General features: G+C 48.7%; 6 protein-coding genes. All 6 read right to left on the bottom strand.

All coding sequences use genetic code 11. The annotated features are described in order from the left end of the window. Nucleotides 1-4 precede the first annotated feature (4 nt). Nucleotides 5-2,971, bottom strand: coding sequence for a DUF6701 domain-containing protein (locus GQ52_RS10710; protein WP_235273186.1), 2,967 nt, complete (start codon nt 2,969-2,971; stop codon nt 5-7). 197 nt (nt 2,972-3,168) lie between these two features. After that, nucleotides 3,169-13,629 carry a retention module-containing protein gene (locus GQ52_RS10705; protein ID WP_081979343.1) on the bottom strand — a complete coding sequence of 3,487 codons (10,461 nt, stop codon included), beginning with the start codon at nt 13,627-13,629 and terminating at the stop codon, nt 3,169-3,171. A gap of 206 nt (nt 13,630-13,835) precedes the next feature. After that, nucleotides 13,836-15,641, bottom strand: coding sequence for a TolC family outer membrane protein (locus GQ52_RS10700; protein WP_047517582.1), 1,806 nt, complete (start codon nt 15,639-15,641; stop codon nt 13,836-13,838). A gap of 217 nt (nt 15,642-15,858) precedes the next feature. Beyond that, on the bottom strand, nt 15,859-16,536 hold the full coding sequence (locus GQ52_RS10695; protein ID WP_019882600.1) for a response regulator transcription factor: 678 nt from the start codon (nt 16,534-16,536) through the stop codon (nt 15,859-15,861). A gap of 5 nt (nt 16,537-16,541) precedes the next feature. Further along, nucleotides 16,542-17,954 (bottom strand): HlyD family type I secretion periplasmic adaptor subunit, encoded by a 1,413-nt coding sequence (locus GQ52_RS10690; protein ID WP_047517579.1) that lies wholly within the window; start codon nt 17,952-17,954, stop codon nt 16,542-16,544. Nucleotides 17,955-17,958: 4 nt separating this feature from the next. After that, nucleotides 17,959-20,103 carry a type I secretion system permease/ATPase gene (locus GQ52_RS10685; protein WP_047517576.1) on the bottom strand — a complete coding sequence of 715 codons (2,145 nt, stop codon included), beginning with the start codon at nt 20,101-20,103 and terminating at the stop codon, nt 17,959-17,961. Nucleotides 20,104-20,150: the final 47 nt, after the last annotated feature.

Here is a 20,150-nt window from a genome sequence, read left to right as displayed (position 1 = left end):
GCGCTTAAAAACTTTCGCGCATATAGACGATAGGTGTTTTATAAATGCCGAATGTTGCCCGCGCCACAGGATCTACGGCCCCGAACCAGGGCAACACACCACTTATCGCAGGCACTTCCAATGGTGTAGTGCAGGTCCTGTCTGCATTTGCCGCAGCCCCCAGATTGACCTCCACATCTACGCTCCCCGTATTCGGGATACCATTTTGCGCAACCCCAGGCGCACCGAGCTTCAGGTTTAGCAACCCACGACTCATGCTTGCACTGGACGACAAGGTAGTTTCACAGGCCGTTAAATTGCCTTTGTAATTTTTAAGCACCACACTTAAAGATGGGATGAGCGTACAGCTGTCTGCCTGATTTCTCACATAAGCAGTGCCATTCCAGTATTGCGCCTCTAATTGCAAAGGTAAGGGCAATAGCTCAGAACCATGCGCGTTGTGCAGCATCAGTTTACCGTAGCGATAGTCCATACTGGACGCAAGCACTGTTTGTGGCGAAGAGATCGTGACGCCCGCATCGATATATTGAGGCTGGGCGGAGATGCTCATGCTTTGTGGGCTGGCAGGCGCGGCCGGGCGAGAGATTTTATGCTTGGCCATCACCGCTGCAACACCATTACTCCAGCTGCCGGTTAAAGCTGGAGCTGCTGCACTAGGATTAAGCGTCGCCCCCACGGATGGTGACAGCGTAAAATGATAATTATTGATGTTTAAAGGATCAAAAATGGCAGCAAAAGCAGCCGTAAAATTCCACGTGGTGCCATTGGCTACATTTTGAGCGATGAGGGTGAAAGGCGTCGTCACCCCCGGGTTAGTATTGCTATCTTGATCAAAATAAGAGAAATTTCCGCAAGCATTTCTGCTCACGGCGCCTGGAATCACCTGAAAATGGTCTGGCACAAAGCGCCCGATAAATACATTTGTACTCGGCGCATAGCCAAAGGCACAGGCCTGTTTGTTATTGCTGGCAGTAAACCCTGCCACACAGTCACCAACACTGGCATCCACCTGGGTAAAGGTGTCATCATAAACACCCCGCGCGTTAAATCTAAAATAGCCAACTTCGTCATAGCTAAAATCAGTGCCTGTACTAGCACCATTACTCGCTTGCCCAAATACTCCCGACAATGCACCGGTGCGCACTGCGCCTGAGTGTGCGGTGATCAGGTTATTTTCAATTTGAGGAATGCCATTATAGTTGGACAAGCCAGTAGCAACGGTCATCTCAAACCTGCCACTGCCCGCTTTAATGACCGGGCTGTTGCTCGTGCTGGCGCCATTGACAACATCTGCATTGGCATTGCCTGAGCTTATACTGTTAAAACTAGCAGGCCGCACGGCAAAGTTATCCGTCGACAGCGAAACCTGCTGGCTAGCATTGGTATCTGTCACCTGGCACCGCAAATTTTTATAAGCATTGGTGATTGTTGTTAAAATACCCTTACGCCCTAGGTCACTACTGCTGAAAGTCACATTCTGCGTCAAGAGCGTTGTTTTGATACCGCCACAGGTTTGATTAATCAATACTGCAGGATCACCACAATCTATCCATTTCACCTCAACCGTTTTATTGGCCTCTCCTACGTCAACAAAATTGGTACTCACACTACTATCGGCCGCCAGTGCGACCACAGCGACACTAAACCCACTATTTGCTACCTGGGTGAATAAGTGGCCATTGGCTGCATTCGGATTCGCCACGGACGGATCAATACAGTTAAATTTAGCGGCTTGCGTTGTACATTTGCGTACAACATAGTTGAACGGATTAAATACACAAGAACTTTGAGAGCATGTGCCACTATTGGCACAGCAAACCCCGCCCGTGTTTGAATTGAGCTCTAGCTTGATTGCCCAAATATTATTGGCGCTGCTTTTTGCGCAACCAGTAATCCTGCCATAGTTATCAATGCCGCCAGTCACGGTGACAGAATTGTTAATGACTGATTGGCTGTCGATATAAACATTGTTGTTGATTGAGGCTGTCAGCGCATTCGTATTTGTCACCTGCACGCTGCCATTAATGGTAGAGCCGCTATATAAAGACACGACGGAGTCAATGTCAGAGCGGATATTGACGCTGCCTTGAACGACCGTCTGGTAAATGGTCATACTCGCGTGTATTAACCCGGCGGCAGTGACACTGACATCTCCCTGTACGGTCGTCCCATTACCCAGGGTAAGGTATCCAGCCTGTACATTAATAGCGCCGTAATAAGTACTATTTTGTGATGAGCCACCATCCAGGCTACCAACGCTGACATTGCCTGACACTGCATGACTTTGGCCACTCACAAACATATAACAACCATCACAATTCACCCCGTTTGTGATCGTGTTAAAGCCCGTGAGATTGATGCTGCCTGTCGTCGTGCTCAGCATGCCATTGACGGCAACCGCACGCGAGAGCGTGACCGGCCCGGTTCTGCCAGCCACATTGCCATTCACCACGGCATCTTGTGCCATAAAGATAGCGCCAAAACCACTACTGATCACATCCCCCTGTATTGTGCCAGCGGCATTAATTGAGCCATTTGAGATGAGCAGATTGCCACGAATATATGAGGCGCCATACACCGTTACCACATTGATGCCCGCATTAATCGTTGCATGTAGGATAGTCGTGTTTAGTGTGACCGGACCATTGCTATAAAACGTGACATTGGCCGATTGCGCTGCGCTGCCGATTCGATAAGCGCCGATATTCAAAGTACCATTAACGGTAATCGCGACATTACCAATATCAAGAAACTGCACCTGATCTTGAATATTAATAAAGCCAGTACACGTATACACGCCCGCACTGCCGCTACATCCTGGCGGTAGTGGCGCACTTGGCGCAGCCGGAAAGGAGTACATGGCATCGACAGAACCGCTGGCAAGTAGTAGCAAAAAACCGAGAACAATCTGGAGGATGCGTACGCGATAAATCCACTTCTGAACGCTTAAAACAAAACCTGCTAGATGCATACAAGAAAACCAAATAAAACATTAATTAACTTATTTTACCAACATTAATCAAACAAACATAAATATGTTAACAAATGTTTTTATGCCTCTTATTGCAATATGCAAGTAAATTGGCCCATAGAGAATGGGGGCCGGCTCATGATCAATAGAAAATAAAAAAGCGACCCGAAGGTCGCTTTTTTGACAGACACTGATAATTAATCAGTAATCAGTTTTTGCTGTGACAACAAGTTAGAGATAATCGCTGCATCAGAGGTCTGACCTGTGGTCAGGTCCACACCACTCAGCACGATCTGCTGGGTAGTATTACCACTGCTAAAGCTGCCAGACACATTGTGTGCATCCGTTGCGAAACCACCATTAGAGCTGATATGGATAATTGTATCGCTGCCGGATTTTTCAAAGTGCAGGTAGTTCACTAGGTTGCCCGCATTCTCGCCTTGCAGCAAGTCACGTACATCTAGGATATCGCCACCCTGGCTGACAGAGCTCTTGTTGAAATCGGTGATAGTGTCACGTGCTGGCGTACCTGCCGGGCCATCATCAGCACGATCCCACTTGAATACGTCTACGCCAGCGCCTCCAGTCAGGGTATCGTTACCTTTACCACCGATCAGGATGTCGTTGCCATCGCCGCCATTCAGCTTATCGTTACCAGCACCACCGCGCAGGATGTCATTACCAGCGCCACCATTCAAGGTATCGTTACCGGCGTAACCGTAGATAATGTCATTGCCAGACGTACCATTCACGGTATTGTCAGCGCTATCACCACCAATAATTGGCGTCCCTTTATTGCTGTTCAACAAATCAATATTGATCAGGTTAGAGGCTGATTCGCTGTCCTGCAAGCCAGTGCTGTCCACTGCAGTGATTTTGAAGTTCTGGAACAGGCTCAAATCAACGGCCTGCTCATTGGTTTTAACCGTTGACAAGAACTCATTGAGCGCAAGGTTATCCACTGTGCCACCATCAGCAGCAGTGATCACCATTTTGCCATTAGCACCGATCAAGCCGAGGAAACCACTGCTTTGCGTGTAGCTCACATTCAGGCCCAACTCATTCGCAACGGCTTGTGAATAAGTCAGATAGGCCGTGCCTAATGTCACACCAATAAAGGTGTTATAGGCAATCGTCACAGAGCTGATGTTGTTATTCACATCACTTGCAGTGAATGCCTGACGGCTTGAGAAGTTGAGCAAGTCTACATTCAACAAACCTGGCAAGGTCAACAAGCCAGCGGCCCCCATACCATTGCTGACTTCTGGCGCCACTTGTGGGATAGAGGTTATCTGCTTAGCCACATTCACAGTCAGCGTTGCAGAACTGGTATCGCCATCATTGTCGCTTAATGTGTAATTAAACGAGCTGGTGCCAGCAACGCTGGTGTTTTTCGGTGTGAATGAGAATGAACCATCATCCATATCAACCAGCAAAGTGCCTTGTGCAGTCGTGATCACCAGTTTATGGCTGGTAGCATCATACGTACTGTTATTGGTACCCGTCACGGTAATGGCACCGGTTGATGAGTTGAAGGTATAAGTAGAACCGTCAACCGCAATCGATTTCACATAACCACCATCTGCACCAAAGCCACCACCTGAGGTCAAGCTACCGGTAATTGGGCTGCTCACAGTCTCATTCAGGACAGAGTCTAACTGGTTAAACGATGTCACACGTACGCCATCTGTATTCGTACCCGTTTGGCCATCATAAGCAATCGGATTCAACTCAGTGTTTGAAGTGACGCCGGAACCGATACCAATCGAGTAAGACTTGATATGGTTGTTATTCAGGAAGTTAATCCATGTCGCCTCTTCTGCTTGCTGGATACCTCTGTCTCCATTATTGCTATTCTCTTGACCAGTCAAGCTACTATCACCACCGACACCACGGTTAGGTTGGCCATCAGTGAAGAAGTAGGACACGTTTTGTGCATTATCCAGCTTACCGGATGTACCAAACGCATTCATGGCCGTGTTCAACGCAGAGTCATAGTTGGTATTACCATCCGCTGACAGATTATTCAGGTAAGCCTTGGCTTGTGCAACGGTCAACCAGCCATTACCCAATTGTTTGGTTTGATCCAAACCTGCAAATACCACCAGTGAGACTTTCACGTCACCCATGTCGTCATATTTATCCAGCAAGTTCTTAATTGACTGAATAGCACTGGCCAAACGGGTCTGATTATTCACACCATCAGTGGTCGTCATACTGCCAGAAATATCTAGCGTAATCATGAGGTTGGTATTGGCAGAGTTGGTAGCCGTCACGGTTTGGTTAGTCGCTGTTGGCGCATCATCTGAAACATTAACAGTGATAGAGCCTTTAGTCGTCGTGTCAGCATCGTTGGCGTTCACACCAAACTTGATTGCCAAAGTATCTTCCTGACCAGCCACTGGATGATCAATCGGGCCTGACAACTGCACCGCATAGTCACCTTTGCTGTCGATCGTGACACGAATCACTTCTTTACCATTGGCAGAACCAATCAAAGTACCTGTGTTATTGCCTGACCAGGTGATAGTCGTACCACCAGAGGTGTAGGTCGTTGTTGGCTCTGTCAGGGTCACGCTCTTCAAGTCGCCATTTGGATCAGAAATACCCATGGAACCGCTAGCGATAACATTAGAAGGACCAGAGTCCAGCAAACCGTTTGGCAGACCATCTTCAGACACTGAAGCAGACGCATCCAGGGTCACAAAGACTGGTGACTGATTGAGTGTGTATGCATAGTTGTCGCTAGGCACACTGATGTTGCCTGCATTGTCAGTGGCAGTCACAGTGTAGTTGTGCAAACCTTTGGTAATGTCAGTCGTCGGCGTAAATGTCCACTTACCATCTTTATCAGCAACAGCAGTACCTACTTTGGTGGAACCATCGTAGATAGTCACGGTACTACCCGCTTCCGCCTTACCGGTTAAGGTTGGCGTTGCATCATCAGCCACACCGCCATTTCCGACATTGCCTTTCACTGCACCAAAGTCATCATAGATGTTATCGATGGTTGGTTTGTTCGGCGCAATGACATCCACTACATAAGTCAGCTGCGTGGTGGCTACACCAATATTGCCAGCGGTATCTGTTGTAGTCACTTTAGCATCAATAGTTTTGTCTACGTCGGCAACCAATTCTGAACCAGGCACACTCACAGTAAAGCCTAATTTGCCGTCAGGACGGGTAATCACTGTTGTGTTGTAATCTTTACCGTTGATAGTCACAACCACTGGGTCACCCAGTTTGGCCTCACCACCGACAGTACCAGTGACAGGCTGATTTACACCTGGTTGAGACTCGGCAATATTGATAATGCCGTCGCCACCAAAGTTGGCATCCAAAGCGATTGTCGCTACAGGCGGTGTCAAATCAAGGCTGTAAGTCAACTGAGTAGACTGGCTCGTTGTGTTACCAGCATTGTCAGTCACAGTGACCTTGGCATCGATAGTCTTGTCAGCATCAGCAGCCAGCTCGTTACCAGCCACATTGACACTGAAGCCCAGTTTGCCGTCAGGACGGGTAATCACTGTTGTGTTGTAGTCTTTGCCGTTAATAGTCACAACTACTGGGTCACCCAGTTTGGCGTCGCCACCAACTGTACCGGTTACCGGAGTGATCGAAGTCGCTTTCGCTTCTTCAATGTTGATGATGCCATCACCACCGAAGTTGGCGTCAAGCGCGATCTCGGCTTTAGGTGGCGTCAGATCCAGGCTGTAAGTCAGCTGGGTAGACTGGCTCGCGGTGTTACCAGCGTTGTCAGTCACAGTGACCTTGGCATCGATAGTCTTGTCAGCATCAGCAGCCAGCTCGTTACCAGCCACATTGACACTGAAGCCCAGTTTGCCGTCAGGACGGGTAATCACTGTTGTGTTGTAGTCTTTGCCGTTGATAGTCACAACTACTGGGTCACCCAGTTTGGCGTCGCCACCAACTGTACCGGTTACCGGAGTGATCGAAGTCGCTTTCGCTTCTTCAATGTTGATGATGCCATCACCACCGAAGTTGGCGTCAAGCGCGATTGTCGCCACTGGCGGTGTCAGGTCAACGGTATACGTCAGTTGTGTTGACTGACTCAAGCTATTGCCAGCATTGTCACTTACTGTCACTTTCGCATCGATAGTCTTGTCTGGGTCAGCAGCCAGTTCATTACCAGCGACATTCACACTGAAGCCCAGTTTGCCGTCAGGACGGGTAACCACTGTTGTGTTGTAGTCTTTACCGTTGATAGTCACAACTACTGGGTCACCCAGTTTGGCGTCGCCACCAACTGTACCCGTTACTGGCGTAATGGAAGTCGCTTTCGCTTCTTCAATGTTGATGATGCCATCACCACCGAAGTTGGCGTCAAGCGCGATCTCGGCTTTAGGTGGCGTCAGATCCAGGCTGTAAGTCAGCTGGGTAGACTGGCTCGCGGTGTTACCAGCGTTGTCAGTCACAGTGACCTTGGCATCGATAGTCTTGTCAGCATCGGCAGCCAGCTCGTTACCAGCCACATTGACACTGAAGCCCAGTTTGCCGTCAGGACGGGTAACCACTGTTGTGTTGTAGTCTTTACCGTTGATAGTCACAACTACTGGATCACCCAGTTTGGCGTCGCCGCCAACTGTACCCGTTACTGGCGTAATGGAAGTCGCTTTCGCTTCTTCAATGTTGATGATGCCATCACCACCGAAGTTGGCGTCAAGCGCGATCTCGGCTTTAGGTGGCGTCAGATCCAGGCTGTAAGTCAGCTGGGTAGACTGGCTCGCGGTGTTACCAGCATTGTCAGTCACAGTGACCTTGGCATCGATAGTCTTGTCAGCATCGGCAGCCAGCTCGTTACCAGCCACATTGACACTGAAGCCCAGTTTGCCGTCAGGACGGCTAACCACTGTTGTGTTGTAGTCTTTGCCGTTAATAGTCACAACTACTGGGTCACCCAGTTTGGCGTCGCCACCAACTGTACCGGTTACCGGAGTGATCGAAGTCGCTTTCGCTTCTTCAATGTTGATGATGCCATCACCACCGAAGTTGGCGTCAAGCGCGATCTCGGCTTTAGGTGGCGTCAGATCCAGGCTGTAAGTCAGCTGGGTAGACTGGCTCGCGGTGTTACCAGCGTTGTCAGTCACAGTGACCTTGGCATCGATAGTCTTGTCAGCATCAGCAGCCAGCTCGTTACCAGCCACATTGACACTGAAGCCCAGTTTGCCGTCAGGACGGGTAATCACTGTTGTGTTGTAGTCTTTGCCGTTGATAGTCACAACTACTGGGTCACCCAGTTTGGCGTCGCCACCAACTGTACCGGTTACCGGAGTGATCGAAGTCGCTTTCGCTTCTTCAATGTTGATGATGCCATCACCACCGAAGTTGGCGTCAAGCGCGATTGTCGCCACTGGCGGTGTCAGGTCAACGGTATACGTCAGTTGTGTTGACTGACTCAAGCTATTGCCAGCATTGTCACTTACTGTCACTTTCGCATCGATAGTCTTGTCTGGGTCAGCAGCCAGTTCATTACCAGCGACATTCACACTGAAACCCAATTTACCATCAGGACGGGTAATAGCAGTTGTGTTGTAATCTTTGCCATTGATGGTGACGACTACCGGATCACCTGCTTTAGCATCACCACCAACGGTACCAGTCACCGCAATAGTTGAGGTAGCTTTAGCTTCTTCGATATTAATAATACCGTCGCCAGCAAAGTTTGCATCCAAGGCAATTGTTGCAAACAAGTTTGGATTCACTGCCAGTTTATAGTCTTGTGTATCAGTTGCTGTCGCACTGTTACCAGCAGCATTCGTTGTTGTTACACTCGCAAATATTGTGCTGTCGGAATCCGCAGCCAAGTCTGCGCCAGGCACATTAATTGAGAACTTACCGCCAGCTTGCACTGTGCCGGTGAAGTCCTTGTTGTTGATCGTCACAGTCACAACATCACCGACTTTAAACTGGCCACTTACGGTACCAGTTACTGGAATCGCTGCCGCTGTAGATTCAGCAACGTTCACAATGCCATCACCAGCTACGTTCGCATCCAGGCTGATCGCCAATGCTGGTGGTAACAGGTTTACTGTGTAGGTCTGAGTATCCGTTGCTGTCGCACTGTTACCTGCCGCATTGGTGGTTGTGACGCTGGCGAATACCGTTGCATCAGGATCTGCTGCCAAATCTGCACCAGGCACATTGATTGAGAAAGTACCGTCCGTCGCAACTGCACCAGTAAAGTCTTTACCGTTAATCGTAACCGTCACAATGTCGCCAGTTTTGAACTGGCCACTCACAGTACCAGTCACTGGAATTGCAGCCGCTGTAGATTCAGCTACATTCACAATGCCGTCACCTGCAACGTTCGCATCCAGACTGATTGCAACTGCTGGTGGCAATACGTTCACGGTGTATGTTTGTGTATCGGTCGCTGTCGCGCTGTTGCCTGCTGCGTTTGTCGTTGTCACGCTGGCAAATACGGTGCTGTCTGAGTCAGCAGCCAAGTCGGCACCAGGCACATTGATTGAGAAGGTACCATTTGCAGCAACCGCACCAGTAAAGTCTTTACCGTTAATCGTCACCGTTACAATGTCGCCAGTTTTAAATTGGCCGCTCACTGTACCAGTTACTGGGATTGCAGCTGCTGTAGATTCAGCAACGTTCACAATGCCATCGCCAGCAACGTTTGCATCCAGGCTGATTGCAACTGCTGGCGGCAATACGTTTACAGTATAGGTCTGTGTATCCGTTGCGGTCGCACTATTACCTGCTGCGTTTGTCGTTGTCACGCTGGCAAATACGGTGCTATCTGAGTCAGCCGCCAAGTCGGCACCAGGCACATTGATTGAGAAAGTACCATCTGTCGCAACAGCACCGGTAAAGTCTTTACCGTTTATAGTGATTGTTACGATATCGCCAGTTTTGAACTGGCCACTCACGGTACCAGTCACTGGAATCGCTGCCGCTGTAGATTCAGCTGCGTTCACAATGCCGTCACCTGCAACGTTCGCATCCAGACTGATTGCAACTGCTGGCGGCAATACGTTTACAGTATAGGTCTGTGTATCCGTTGCGGTCGCACTATTACCTGCTGCGTTTGTCGTTGTCACGCTCGCAAAGATCGTACTATCTGAGTCAGCAGCCAAGTCTGCACCAGGGACATCAATTGAGAACTTACCACCAGCTTGCACTGTGCCAGTGAAGTCCTTGTTGTTGATCGTCACAGTCACGACATCACCGACTTTGAATTGACCACTTACGGTACCAGTTACTGGAATCGCTGCTGTTGTAGATTCCGCTGCATTCACAATGCCGTCACCTGCAACGTTTGCATCCAGGCTGATCGCCAAAGCTGGTGGCAACAGGTTTACTGTGTAAGTCTGTGTATCCGTTGCTGTCGCACTGTTACCTGCCGCATTGGTGGTTGTGACGCTGGCAAATACCGTGCTGTCTGCATCAGCAGCTAAATCGGCACCAGGCACATTGATTGAGAAAGTACCATCTGTCGCAACTGCGCCAGTAAAGTCTTTACCATTAATCGTAACCGTCACAATGTCGCCAGTTTTGAACTGGCCACTTACGGTACCAGTCACTGGAATCGCAGTGGCAGTAGACTCAGCCACGTTCACAATGCCATCACCAGCTACATTCGCATCCAGGCTGATCGCCAGCGCTGGTGGCAATACGTTCACAGTGTAGGTCTGTGTATCAGTCGCTGTCGCATTGTTACCAGCAGCATTAGTCGTTGTCACGCTGGCAAATACTGTACTGTCAGAGTCTGCAGCCAAATCGGCACCAGGAACATTAATTGAGAATTTACCGCCAGCTTGCACTGTACCAGTGAAGTCTTTGTTGTTGACTGTCACAGTGACTACATCACCCACTTTAAAATCACCACTGACTGTACCAGTCACTGGAATCGCTGCCGCTGTAGACTCAGCTGCGTTCACAATGCCGTCACCTGCAACGTTCGCATCCAGACTAATCGCCAATGCTGGTGGCAACAGATTAACTGTGTACGTCTGGGTATCGGTCGCCGTTGTTGTGTTACCGGCAATATCTGATGTAGTGACGCGCGCATCAATCGTTTTGTCCGCATCAGCGGCCAAATCGGCACCTGGCACATTAATTGAGAATGTACCTGTAGCAGTCACAGCGCCAGTAAAGTCTTTACCGTTAACAGTGATTGTGACGATATCGCCAGTTTTAAACTGACCACTCACGGTACCAGTCACTGGGATTGCAGCCGCTGTAGATTCAGCGACGTTCACAATGCCATCACCTGCCACGTTGGCATCCAGGCTAATAAATAGAGCTGGTGGAACAGTATCTATCGTAAAGTTCAGTGGCGTAGATGGATCGCTGGTATTGCCAGCTGGATCGGTTGCAGTCACTGTAATGCTGTGCAAACCATCGACCAACGGCGTTGTCGGCGTAAAGGTCCATTTACCATCCGGCTGAACAAGCGCTGTACCAAGCTTGGTACCATTGTCGTAAATGGTGATTGTGTCACCAGGGTTGCCATTCGAACCACGGATTTCAGGCTTGTTATCGTCAATAGTGGAATTATTGGCAATCACATTTTGGATTGGACCAACATCATCATAGCCTTCAAAAGCTGGGATGTTTGGCGCAACCGTATCCACAGTGAAGTCCAAAGGCTGCGATGGATTACTTGTGTTACCAGCCGGATCAGTCGCAGTCACTGTAATGCTGTGCAAACCATCGACCAACGGCGTTGTCGGCGTAAAGGTCCATTTACCATCCGGCTGAACAAGCGCTGTACCAAGCTTGGTACCATTGTCGTAAATGGTGATTGTGTCACCAGGGTTGCCATTCGAACCACGGATTTCAGGCTTGTTATCGTCAATAGTGGAATTATTGGCAATCACATTTTGGATTGGACCAACATCATCATAGCCTTCAAAAGCTGGGATGTTTGGCGCAACCGTATCCACAGTGAAGTCCAAAGGCTGCGATGGATTACTTGTGTTACCAGCCGGATCAGTCGCAGTCACTGTAATGCTGTGCAAACCATCGACCAACGGCGTTGTCGGCGTAAAGGTCCATTTACCATCCGGCTGAACAAGCGCTGTACCAAGCTTGGTGCCATTGTCGTAAATGGTGATTGTGTCACCAGGGTTGCCATTCGAACCACGGATTTCAGGCTTGTTATCGTCAATAGTGGAATTATTGGCAATCACATTTTGGATTGGACCAACATCATCATAGCCTTCAAAAGCTGGGATGTTTGGCGCAACCGTATCCACAGTGAAGTCCAAAGGCTGCGATGGATTACTTGTGTTACCAGCCGGATCAGTCGCAGTCACTGTAATGCTGTGCAAACCATCGACCAACGGCGTTGTCGGCGTAAAGGTCCATTTACCATCCGGCTGAACAAGCGCTGTACCAAGCTTGGTGCCATTGTCGTAAATGGTGATTGTGTCACCAGGGTTGCCATTCGAACCACGGATTTCAGGCTTGTTATCGTCAATAGTGGAATTATTGGCAATCACATTTTGGATTGGACCAACATCATCATAGCCTTCAAAAGCTGGGATGTTTGGCGCAACCGTATCCACAGTGAAGTCCAAAGGCTGCGATGGATTACTTGTGTTACCAACCGGATCAGTCGCAGTCACTGTAATGCTGTGCAAACCATCGACCAACGGCGTTGTCGGCGTAAAGGTCCATTTACCATCCGGCTGAACAAGCGCTGTACCAAGCTTGGTACCATTGTCGTAGATAGTAATTGTGTCACCAGGGTTGCCATTCGAACCACGGATTTCAGGCTTGTTATCGTCAATAGTGGAATTATTGGCGATCACACTTTGGATTGGACCAACATCATCATAGCCTTCAAAAGCTGGGATGTTTGGCGCAACCGTATCAATAATTGCAGAGTCAGAAGTAGATGGCGAAAGTTGACCAGATTGATTAGTAATACTTGCTGTCACTGTTAATGTTGAACCTTGCGCAGGAACAGGCACTTGGACATCGACAGAACCAAGTGCGATATTGGCAGCAGACAATACAACACTAATCGTACCGCTGTTATGAACAACGTTTAATGTATCCCCTGGTTCAAGACCAGCCGGCAATACCACAGTCGCTTTCGTGGTTACAGCATTAGTACCGATCTCACCCGCATTTAAATAGCCATCATCATCTTTATCATCCGCCAACGTGATAACTGGCGCACCGCTCGCAGGACTCAGATAAACATAGTTAGGGGCAATGTTACCACCTGTCGCTGCTCCACCTGCACCAGTACCACCATCATAGTTGGCGCCACCGGCATTTTGTGTCTGGATTCTGTCCAGGTTCACAAAACTGGCATTACCATCACTCCCAGCCTCACCAGCAGCTGGGCTATCCAATACTTCAGTGATATCACGGCCTTCATTTAACGCAGTCAGCACTGCGTCAAAGACAGTTTGGTTCACAGCATTCTCTGTAACGTCAGAAACATCCACCTGAGCCAGGTTATCAGTAATCTTCACTGTTTGCGCTTCGGCAAAATTCACGGTTTCACCGTTGGCAAGCTTCACGGCAACAGCAGCGCCAGAAGCAGTGATCACTTTATCGCCTGCATGAAGCACTTCGCCGACTTTCAACATATGGCGATTGCCACTGGCATCAACTACGATAGCCATACCCTGAATATTTGTAACAGTTCCGATTACTGTAGCCATGTTTATCCTCACTTAAGATTGAGACAATTCTGATAGTGTCGTATTAGACGCCAATCCAAAACAGAAATCTATTGTACTAAAGTACAATGCCTGGACCAGCCTTAGAGGCCATTACGCTTGCCAACCAACGCTAGCAGATATAAAAAAAGCGGTGCCTATTGGCACCGCTTTTTTACACTCCCGACACGCGGGAGCTAAGCTCAACATTACTGAGCGACAGACTGGAATCGAATGACCTCAACGCGACGGTTGGCATCATTACCACTCACAGGGTCATTTTCAGCGATCGGTTGCGAGAAACCGTAGCCTTTGACTGCAATGCGCTGCGCATCCAGGCCTTTTTTCACTAAGTAATCAGCAACCGCCTTAGCACGCTTCTCTGACAACAACAGGTTGTATTTCTCTTTCGAAGTATTACGCTTGTCGGTATGACCTGCAATTTCAACCTTGTCATTACCCCACTCTTTAACCACGTCATACACAATATCCAGATCCGCATAAGACTCTGGCAAGATGATGGCGCTATTTGCCTGGAACAAGATGCGAGGCGTGAACTTCATGGTCGCTTTTTCTTGTGCTTTAGGCTTAAAGGCTTCACCTTCCCAAGGTTTGGCATTGGCTAACAATGCTGCCTTATCTGGTACAACCTGCGTAGGCGCAACAGCCTTACACACATTCTCGCGATCCATGTACTCTTCACGTGGATACTCACCCACGTCAGCACGCGTCACACCCAGCTTGCTCAACAACAAACCTTGACCAGCATAGGTTCTGGCGTAAGCAGTACTGAGGTCCATTTCCGCATTGGTAAAGTTACGGCGTGACTGGAAGTATTCATTCTCCGTATCCAACAAGTCAAGCAAGGTACGTTGACCGATATCATATTGCTTACGATAGGCCAGGCGTGCATTCTCGATGGAGTCCTGATGTTGCTTGCGATACGCTACTTGCTCACTCAACTGCTTGATATTGTTGTAAGCAATAGCAACTAACTGACGTGTATCAATACACGCTTTATCGCGCAAATCATGTGAACGATTTAAAGTTTCTACAGCAGAATCCAGATTAGATTTATCTGTGAATCCATTAAAAATATTCCAGCTGGCAGTGACTTCCAAGGTATCTGCAGCTAACGTACTGTTTCTACTTGCGCCATTCACATCCAAAACTTTGCGACCCTGCAAGTCCAGACGCGGCATGAATGGTGCTTTTTTGCCTGACACAGATTTTTCCACTGCAATGATATTCTCAATGGCTGCAAGAATATTTGGGTTTTGCTTGTAAGCTGCATCCAACACCTGATCTGCGCTACCAGCCAGGCCATCACCTGTCAGCATGACTTCGTTTACGGTCTCTGGCGGCAACTCACCCACCAGACGCTGAAAACGGGCAGACACATCATATAGGTTTGTGGTTTCAGTCAGCAGGTTTGCTTCAGCCAAGGCCAAACGACCAGTGGCCTGCTCCAAATCCACCTTCTTACCTACACCGGCATCCACGCGTGATTTGATTTTGTCAAAAACCTGTTTATGCACCACAAAGTTATCTTGTGCATAAGACACCAGACGGCGATAGCGCAACAAATCAAAATAAGCAGTTGCGGTATCCAGCGCCACACCCTGCATTTGACCCTGCAGCTCATAGAAGCGAGATTTGGCCACATGATCCAGGCGGCCAACTTCAGACGGCGTTGCCAGACCATCAAAAATCATTTGACGCAAGGTCAAGGTGGATTGCTGATTGGGCGTAAAAGTGTTATTAACGTTTGGTGTCAGGCGCTCTTGGTTCCGGAACGTTTGGTCAACCGTTAAGTTCGGCAGGTATCGACCTTTGGCGGCAGATTCATCGAACTCTGCTGCTTTGAATGCATGGAAGGTGGCTTGAACCTCCGGGTTCTCGGAGACAGCCTTTTCGATAATTTTCTCTAGCGTCTCAGGACTGGCAGCCCAACCGATAGACGAGAAAGAAAATACACCCATTAATAGTGCCGAGGCGATTTTTTTTAGTTTCATGTGCAGACTCTTAACAAGTTATAAAGATTCATCCAGAACCAGTATAACCACGGAATTGTGTCGGCACAAGGGTATATGGCCTATCAAAGTAGGCACTTAGATAGGCTTTTAGTGAAAAATGTCATACATTTTGACCGTAAGACAGCAAAAATTTTGAAAAAATCTGATTAAATTCATTAATTTACAAAAATAAACATAAATTAAAAATATTAATCAATCAGGAGTTTAAGTGTAATTTATTCAAAGAATCTTTTTGCACATTATCGTCATGGGAGAAGTGTCCCTGCGCTGATTTACCTTGCAACACCAATGCCAAGTGCAAACGATCACGCACTTTTAAGGTGTCGAATACCGACGTCAGGTGTGCTTTGACTGTACGCTCGGAAATAGACAGCGTACGTGCAATTTCTTTATTGCTATTACCTCTGGCCGCCTCAAGTGCAACTTCACGCTCGCGCTTGGTCAAGCCCTCTAAAATTTCTTCCGTGGCATCGGGCTGAGGATTACCCCGTGTCGTTAGCGTGATCAGATGCTTAAGTACATCCCTGCCTAACCAGACCCCGCCATGTGAAACAACACTGTAAACTTCTTGCAGCACGTGCTGATGCGCATAAGCGTGCAAATAGCCAACGGCACCCAACTCGAGGGCCTGCATGGCTTCAGCCTGTTCAGGGTTATTTGATAACACGATCACTTTGGCCGAGGGCAAGAAGGTTAATATCTGCTGCACGTGCTTACGCCACTGCTGACCTTGTTCAATTTGCGCATGTACCCAGATGATAGAAGCCCCCGCAACATCTGCTGACACAACATCAGCGATAGTCGTTAACTGCGGAAAAGCCTTGAGCCAGGATTCTACGGATTGTTTTAATGTAGTGATAAATATATGCTTCATAGTAATTAGCGCTCAGTTAGTGCGTAAGATTTAGCTTTTAACACTGGTTTTAATAAGTAGGACAGCACTGTTTTCTTACCGGTCAAAATATCAACCTGTGCCACCATGCCCGGAATAATCGGCAAGTGGTCGCCCAGAGTATTTTGGTCTGTTCTTACCTTAACGACATAATATGCATTACCTTTATCGTCTATGGTGGAATCTGCTGCAATATCTTGCACCGAGCCATCCAAACTGCCATAAATGGTGTAGTCATAGGCCGTCAGCTTGATCACCGCGGGCTGTTGCGGGCGAATAAACGCAATATCTTTGGTTTGTACTTTGGCCTCAATCACCAGCGCATCATCTGAAGGTACCACCTCCATGACTTCTTTTCCTGGCTGAATCACGCCACCGACGGTGTTGTAATAAAGCTTGCTGACCTTGCCGTTGACCGGTGAGGTCAATGTCGATTGTTTCACTTTATCGGAAAGCGCAAGGCTGGATTGCGTCAGGCTATTGATTTTTGCTGTGGTTTCGTTCAAGTCGGTACGCACCTTGCTCATGAAAGACTGCTGCGCTTCCGACACTTTACGACGCGCTTCTGAAATAGCCGCCGTCAAGCGCCCCATTTGCGCGGACGCCTGGTCAATATCGCCTTTAGCACGGTTAGCATCACGTTCCAGCCTCAATATCTCGATTTCTGAAACCGCACCACTATTTAATAATGGTCGATTGGCAGCCAGCTCTTTACTGGTCGAATCATAGGTTTTAATAGCAACTTCTTTTTTAAACTGCACTTCTGACAGTTCGCGTTCACGTTGCGACAACTGGTCCCTGGCGATATTAATCTGTGAGTTCAGTTCGTCTCTGCCTGCATTAAACAGTTGCAACTCTTGCAAGTAGGTATCAGGCGTTTTTTGCTGTACTTCGCTAGGCGGGTTAAAACTGCCACCATTCGCCAGTGCCTTCAGGCGCGCCTCTTTGGCCTTGAGTGACAAATACTGGCTTTCGTTCTCTTTTAACGATGAAATGGCCCGTGTTTCGTCAATTTTAATCAAGGGCTGACCACGCTTAACAGTATCGCCTAGCTGCACCATGATATCGACCACAATACCGCCATCCAAAGACTGCACCACCTGAATCTGGCGGGAGGGAATCACACGACCTTCACCACGCGTCACCTCGTCGACCTTGGCCACACTGGCCCAGATAAGTAACAACAGCAGAATCGCTAAAATGCCGTACATAATCAATTTGGCATGCAGCATGGTGTCTTCTATCATCACATCATGCGCTTGCTCGGACCATGTGCGTGCTTCAGCAGTCTCGGTTTTAATGACCTTGTCTACCAGCGCATGCACAGGCTTGCCGAGGCGCACCCAGATACTGTCCGGCTTGGTGACTTCACCTAATTGATCGAATATTTTTTTTGCCATATTGTTATCTCGCCTTACCTACTTTGCCAGCGCGCAGCGCAGCAGTGACGTCCTCTTTATTACCATCTGCGACCACTTGACCAGAATCAATCACGATCAAACGCTCTGCCAGCTCTAACATGGCGTTACGGTGACTGATCACAATCATGGTTTTATCCGCAGTGGCTTCGGCGATGTTACGTTTTACAGTTTCCTCACCGGAGTGATCCATGGCACTGGTCGGTTCATCCAGCAATACAATTTGCGGCTCCGTCACAAACGCACGCGCAATGCCCACGCCCTGGCGCTGCCCCCCGGACAAGGTATCCCCGCGCTCGCCAACTTCCAGGTCAAAGCCCTTGGGATGCGCGTTCACAAACTCGGCAATACCGCCCACTTGTGCCGCCTGTAACACAGAGCGATCGTCAGCATGCGGATGGCGCAAAGTAATATTTTCACGTAACGAGCCATAAAATAAATGGTTATCTTGCTGCACATAGCCAATGCTGCGACGCAATTCAGCCGGATCAATTTGCCGCGCATCAATGCCATCAATCAGGATCGCACCTTCGGTCGGCTGATACAGCCCAAGAATCAGTTTGTTAATCGTCGTTTTGCCTGAACCCATGCGACCAATAAGGCCAACGTGCTCACCAGGACGAATCCTGAAAGAAACCCGGTTCAGAGCCAGCTCGTCAGAGCCTGGATATTTAAAGGAGACATTCTTAAACTCGATTTCGCCCTTGAATGCCGGGCGAGACAAGAAGTTAACCCCTTTATTACGCTCCACCGGTTTACCCATCACTTCATCCAGTGACTTCAGAGAGGTCGCCGCCGTATGATACTGCGTAAACAGGCCAGCGATTTGCGAAATAGGTGCCAAGCCACGGCTGGTCAACTGTGAGCAGGCAATCAAGCCACCCATGGTTAAATCGCCATTCGAGATCAAATACACGCCTAAAATCACAATGGCAACGCTAATGATCTGTTGCAAGGCATAGGTGCCATTGGTAATAGAAGATGACAGCAGCTTGAGTTTGCTTCCCACCTCAGACAGGAACAGTGCGCTTTTCTCCCACTTGCCCTGCATCTGGCCCTCAACCCCCATAGACTTGACGGTTTCCAGCCCAACCAGGCTTTCAATCAAGGTCGCATTGCGCTGGGCGCTGGCACGGTACATGGTTTCTGAAAGATCATGCATCTTGGTTTGCACGCTCAGCGAGTAAATCAACACAATGGCGCCACCAATCAATGCGGGCAACACCATATATGGACTAATCCATGCAATCACGATCAGGAAAATAATGCCGAATGGCAGGTCAATCAATGTCACTACCGTGGCCGAGGTAATAAAGTCACGCACGCTTTCAAACGAGCGTAGATTAGAAGCAAATGAACCGACCGAGGTTGGCTTGGCTTCATAGCGTGTGCCCAATACCTTTTCCATAATCTGTGCACTGAGCTTGACGTCAATACGGGCGCTGGCCCAATCCAGAAAATAGGCGCGCATGGAACGCAATAACAAATCGCCCAGGACAATCAACGCAACGCCGATACCCAATACCCACAAGGTTTCAACCGCCTTGTTAGGCACTACTCTGTCATACACGTTCATGGTAAATAACGGCATGGCCAGGGCAAAAATATTGATCAGTAATGCAGCGACCATCACATCGCGATAAATCCCTTTGTTTTCGGCCAATGTACCCCAGAACCAGTGGCGGACTTGCACCCGGCCCACTTCTGGCGTACGTGCATCAAACATAAAGGTTTGTTTGGTAATTAAGGCATAGCCAGTATATTCCGCGGCCAGATCAGCCAGACTCATGGTCACCGCATCGGGTGACAAGTCTGGAAACACTACTTGCGCGAAATGCTGGCTTTCATCGATTTTGATCAGTTGGCAAGCGCGGTGATTATTCAGCAGCAAGGTGACATCGGCCTGCGGTTGCAGCAGTGTCGCAATCGCTCCCTGCTTCACCGCCACCTCCAGCCGCAAACGTTCAGCCGAGCGTTTGAACAATTCTGGATTAAGCTTGCCCCCTTCCAGCGGCAAACCGGAAGTTAAAGCATCACGCGTTGTGGCCAGTCGATTATGGCGACAAATATAAAGGAGACACTCCAGCAGAGCATCTTTTGCGGTTTGATTAAAATATGGCGTCGTTTCCATGGCAGATGACTTATTATTATCCTTATCTGAGTTAAACCAGTGACTGA

The organism is Methylophilus sp. Q8 (genome assembly GCF_000800115.1).
Taxonomy (GTDB): Bacteria; Pseudomonadota; Gammaproteobacteria; order Burkholderiales; family Methylophilaceae; genus Methylophilus.
The sequence above is the reverse complement of the archived record's forward strand: the minus strand, read 5'-3'. Positions and strand labels throughout refer to the sequence as shown.

Coding starts and splice junctions, on each gene's coding strand:
- GQ52_RS10700 (WP_047517582.1), bottom strand. CDS start 15,641: ATGAAACTAAAAAAAATCGCCTCGGCACTATTAATGGGTGTATTTTCT.
- GQ52_RS10690 (WP_047517579.1), bottom strand. CDS start 17,954: ATGGCAAAAAAAATATTCGATCAATTAGGTGAAGTCACCAAGCCGGAC.
- GQ52_RS10710 (WP_235273186.1), bottom strand. CDS start 2,971: ATGCATCTAGCAGGTTTTGTTTTAAGCGTTCAGAAGTGGATTTATCGC.
- GQ52_RS10685 (WP_047517576.1), bottom strand. CDS start 20,103: ATGGAAACGACGCCATATTTTAATCAAACCGCAAAAGATGCTCTGCTG.
- GQ52_RS10695 (WP_019882600.1), bottom strand. CDS start 16,536: ATGAAGCATATATTTATCACTACATTAAAACAATCCGTAGAATCCTGG.
- GQ52_RS10705 (WP_081979343.1), bottom strand. CDS start 13,629: ATGGCTACAGTAATCGGAACTGTTACAAATATTCAGGGTATGGCTATC.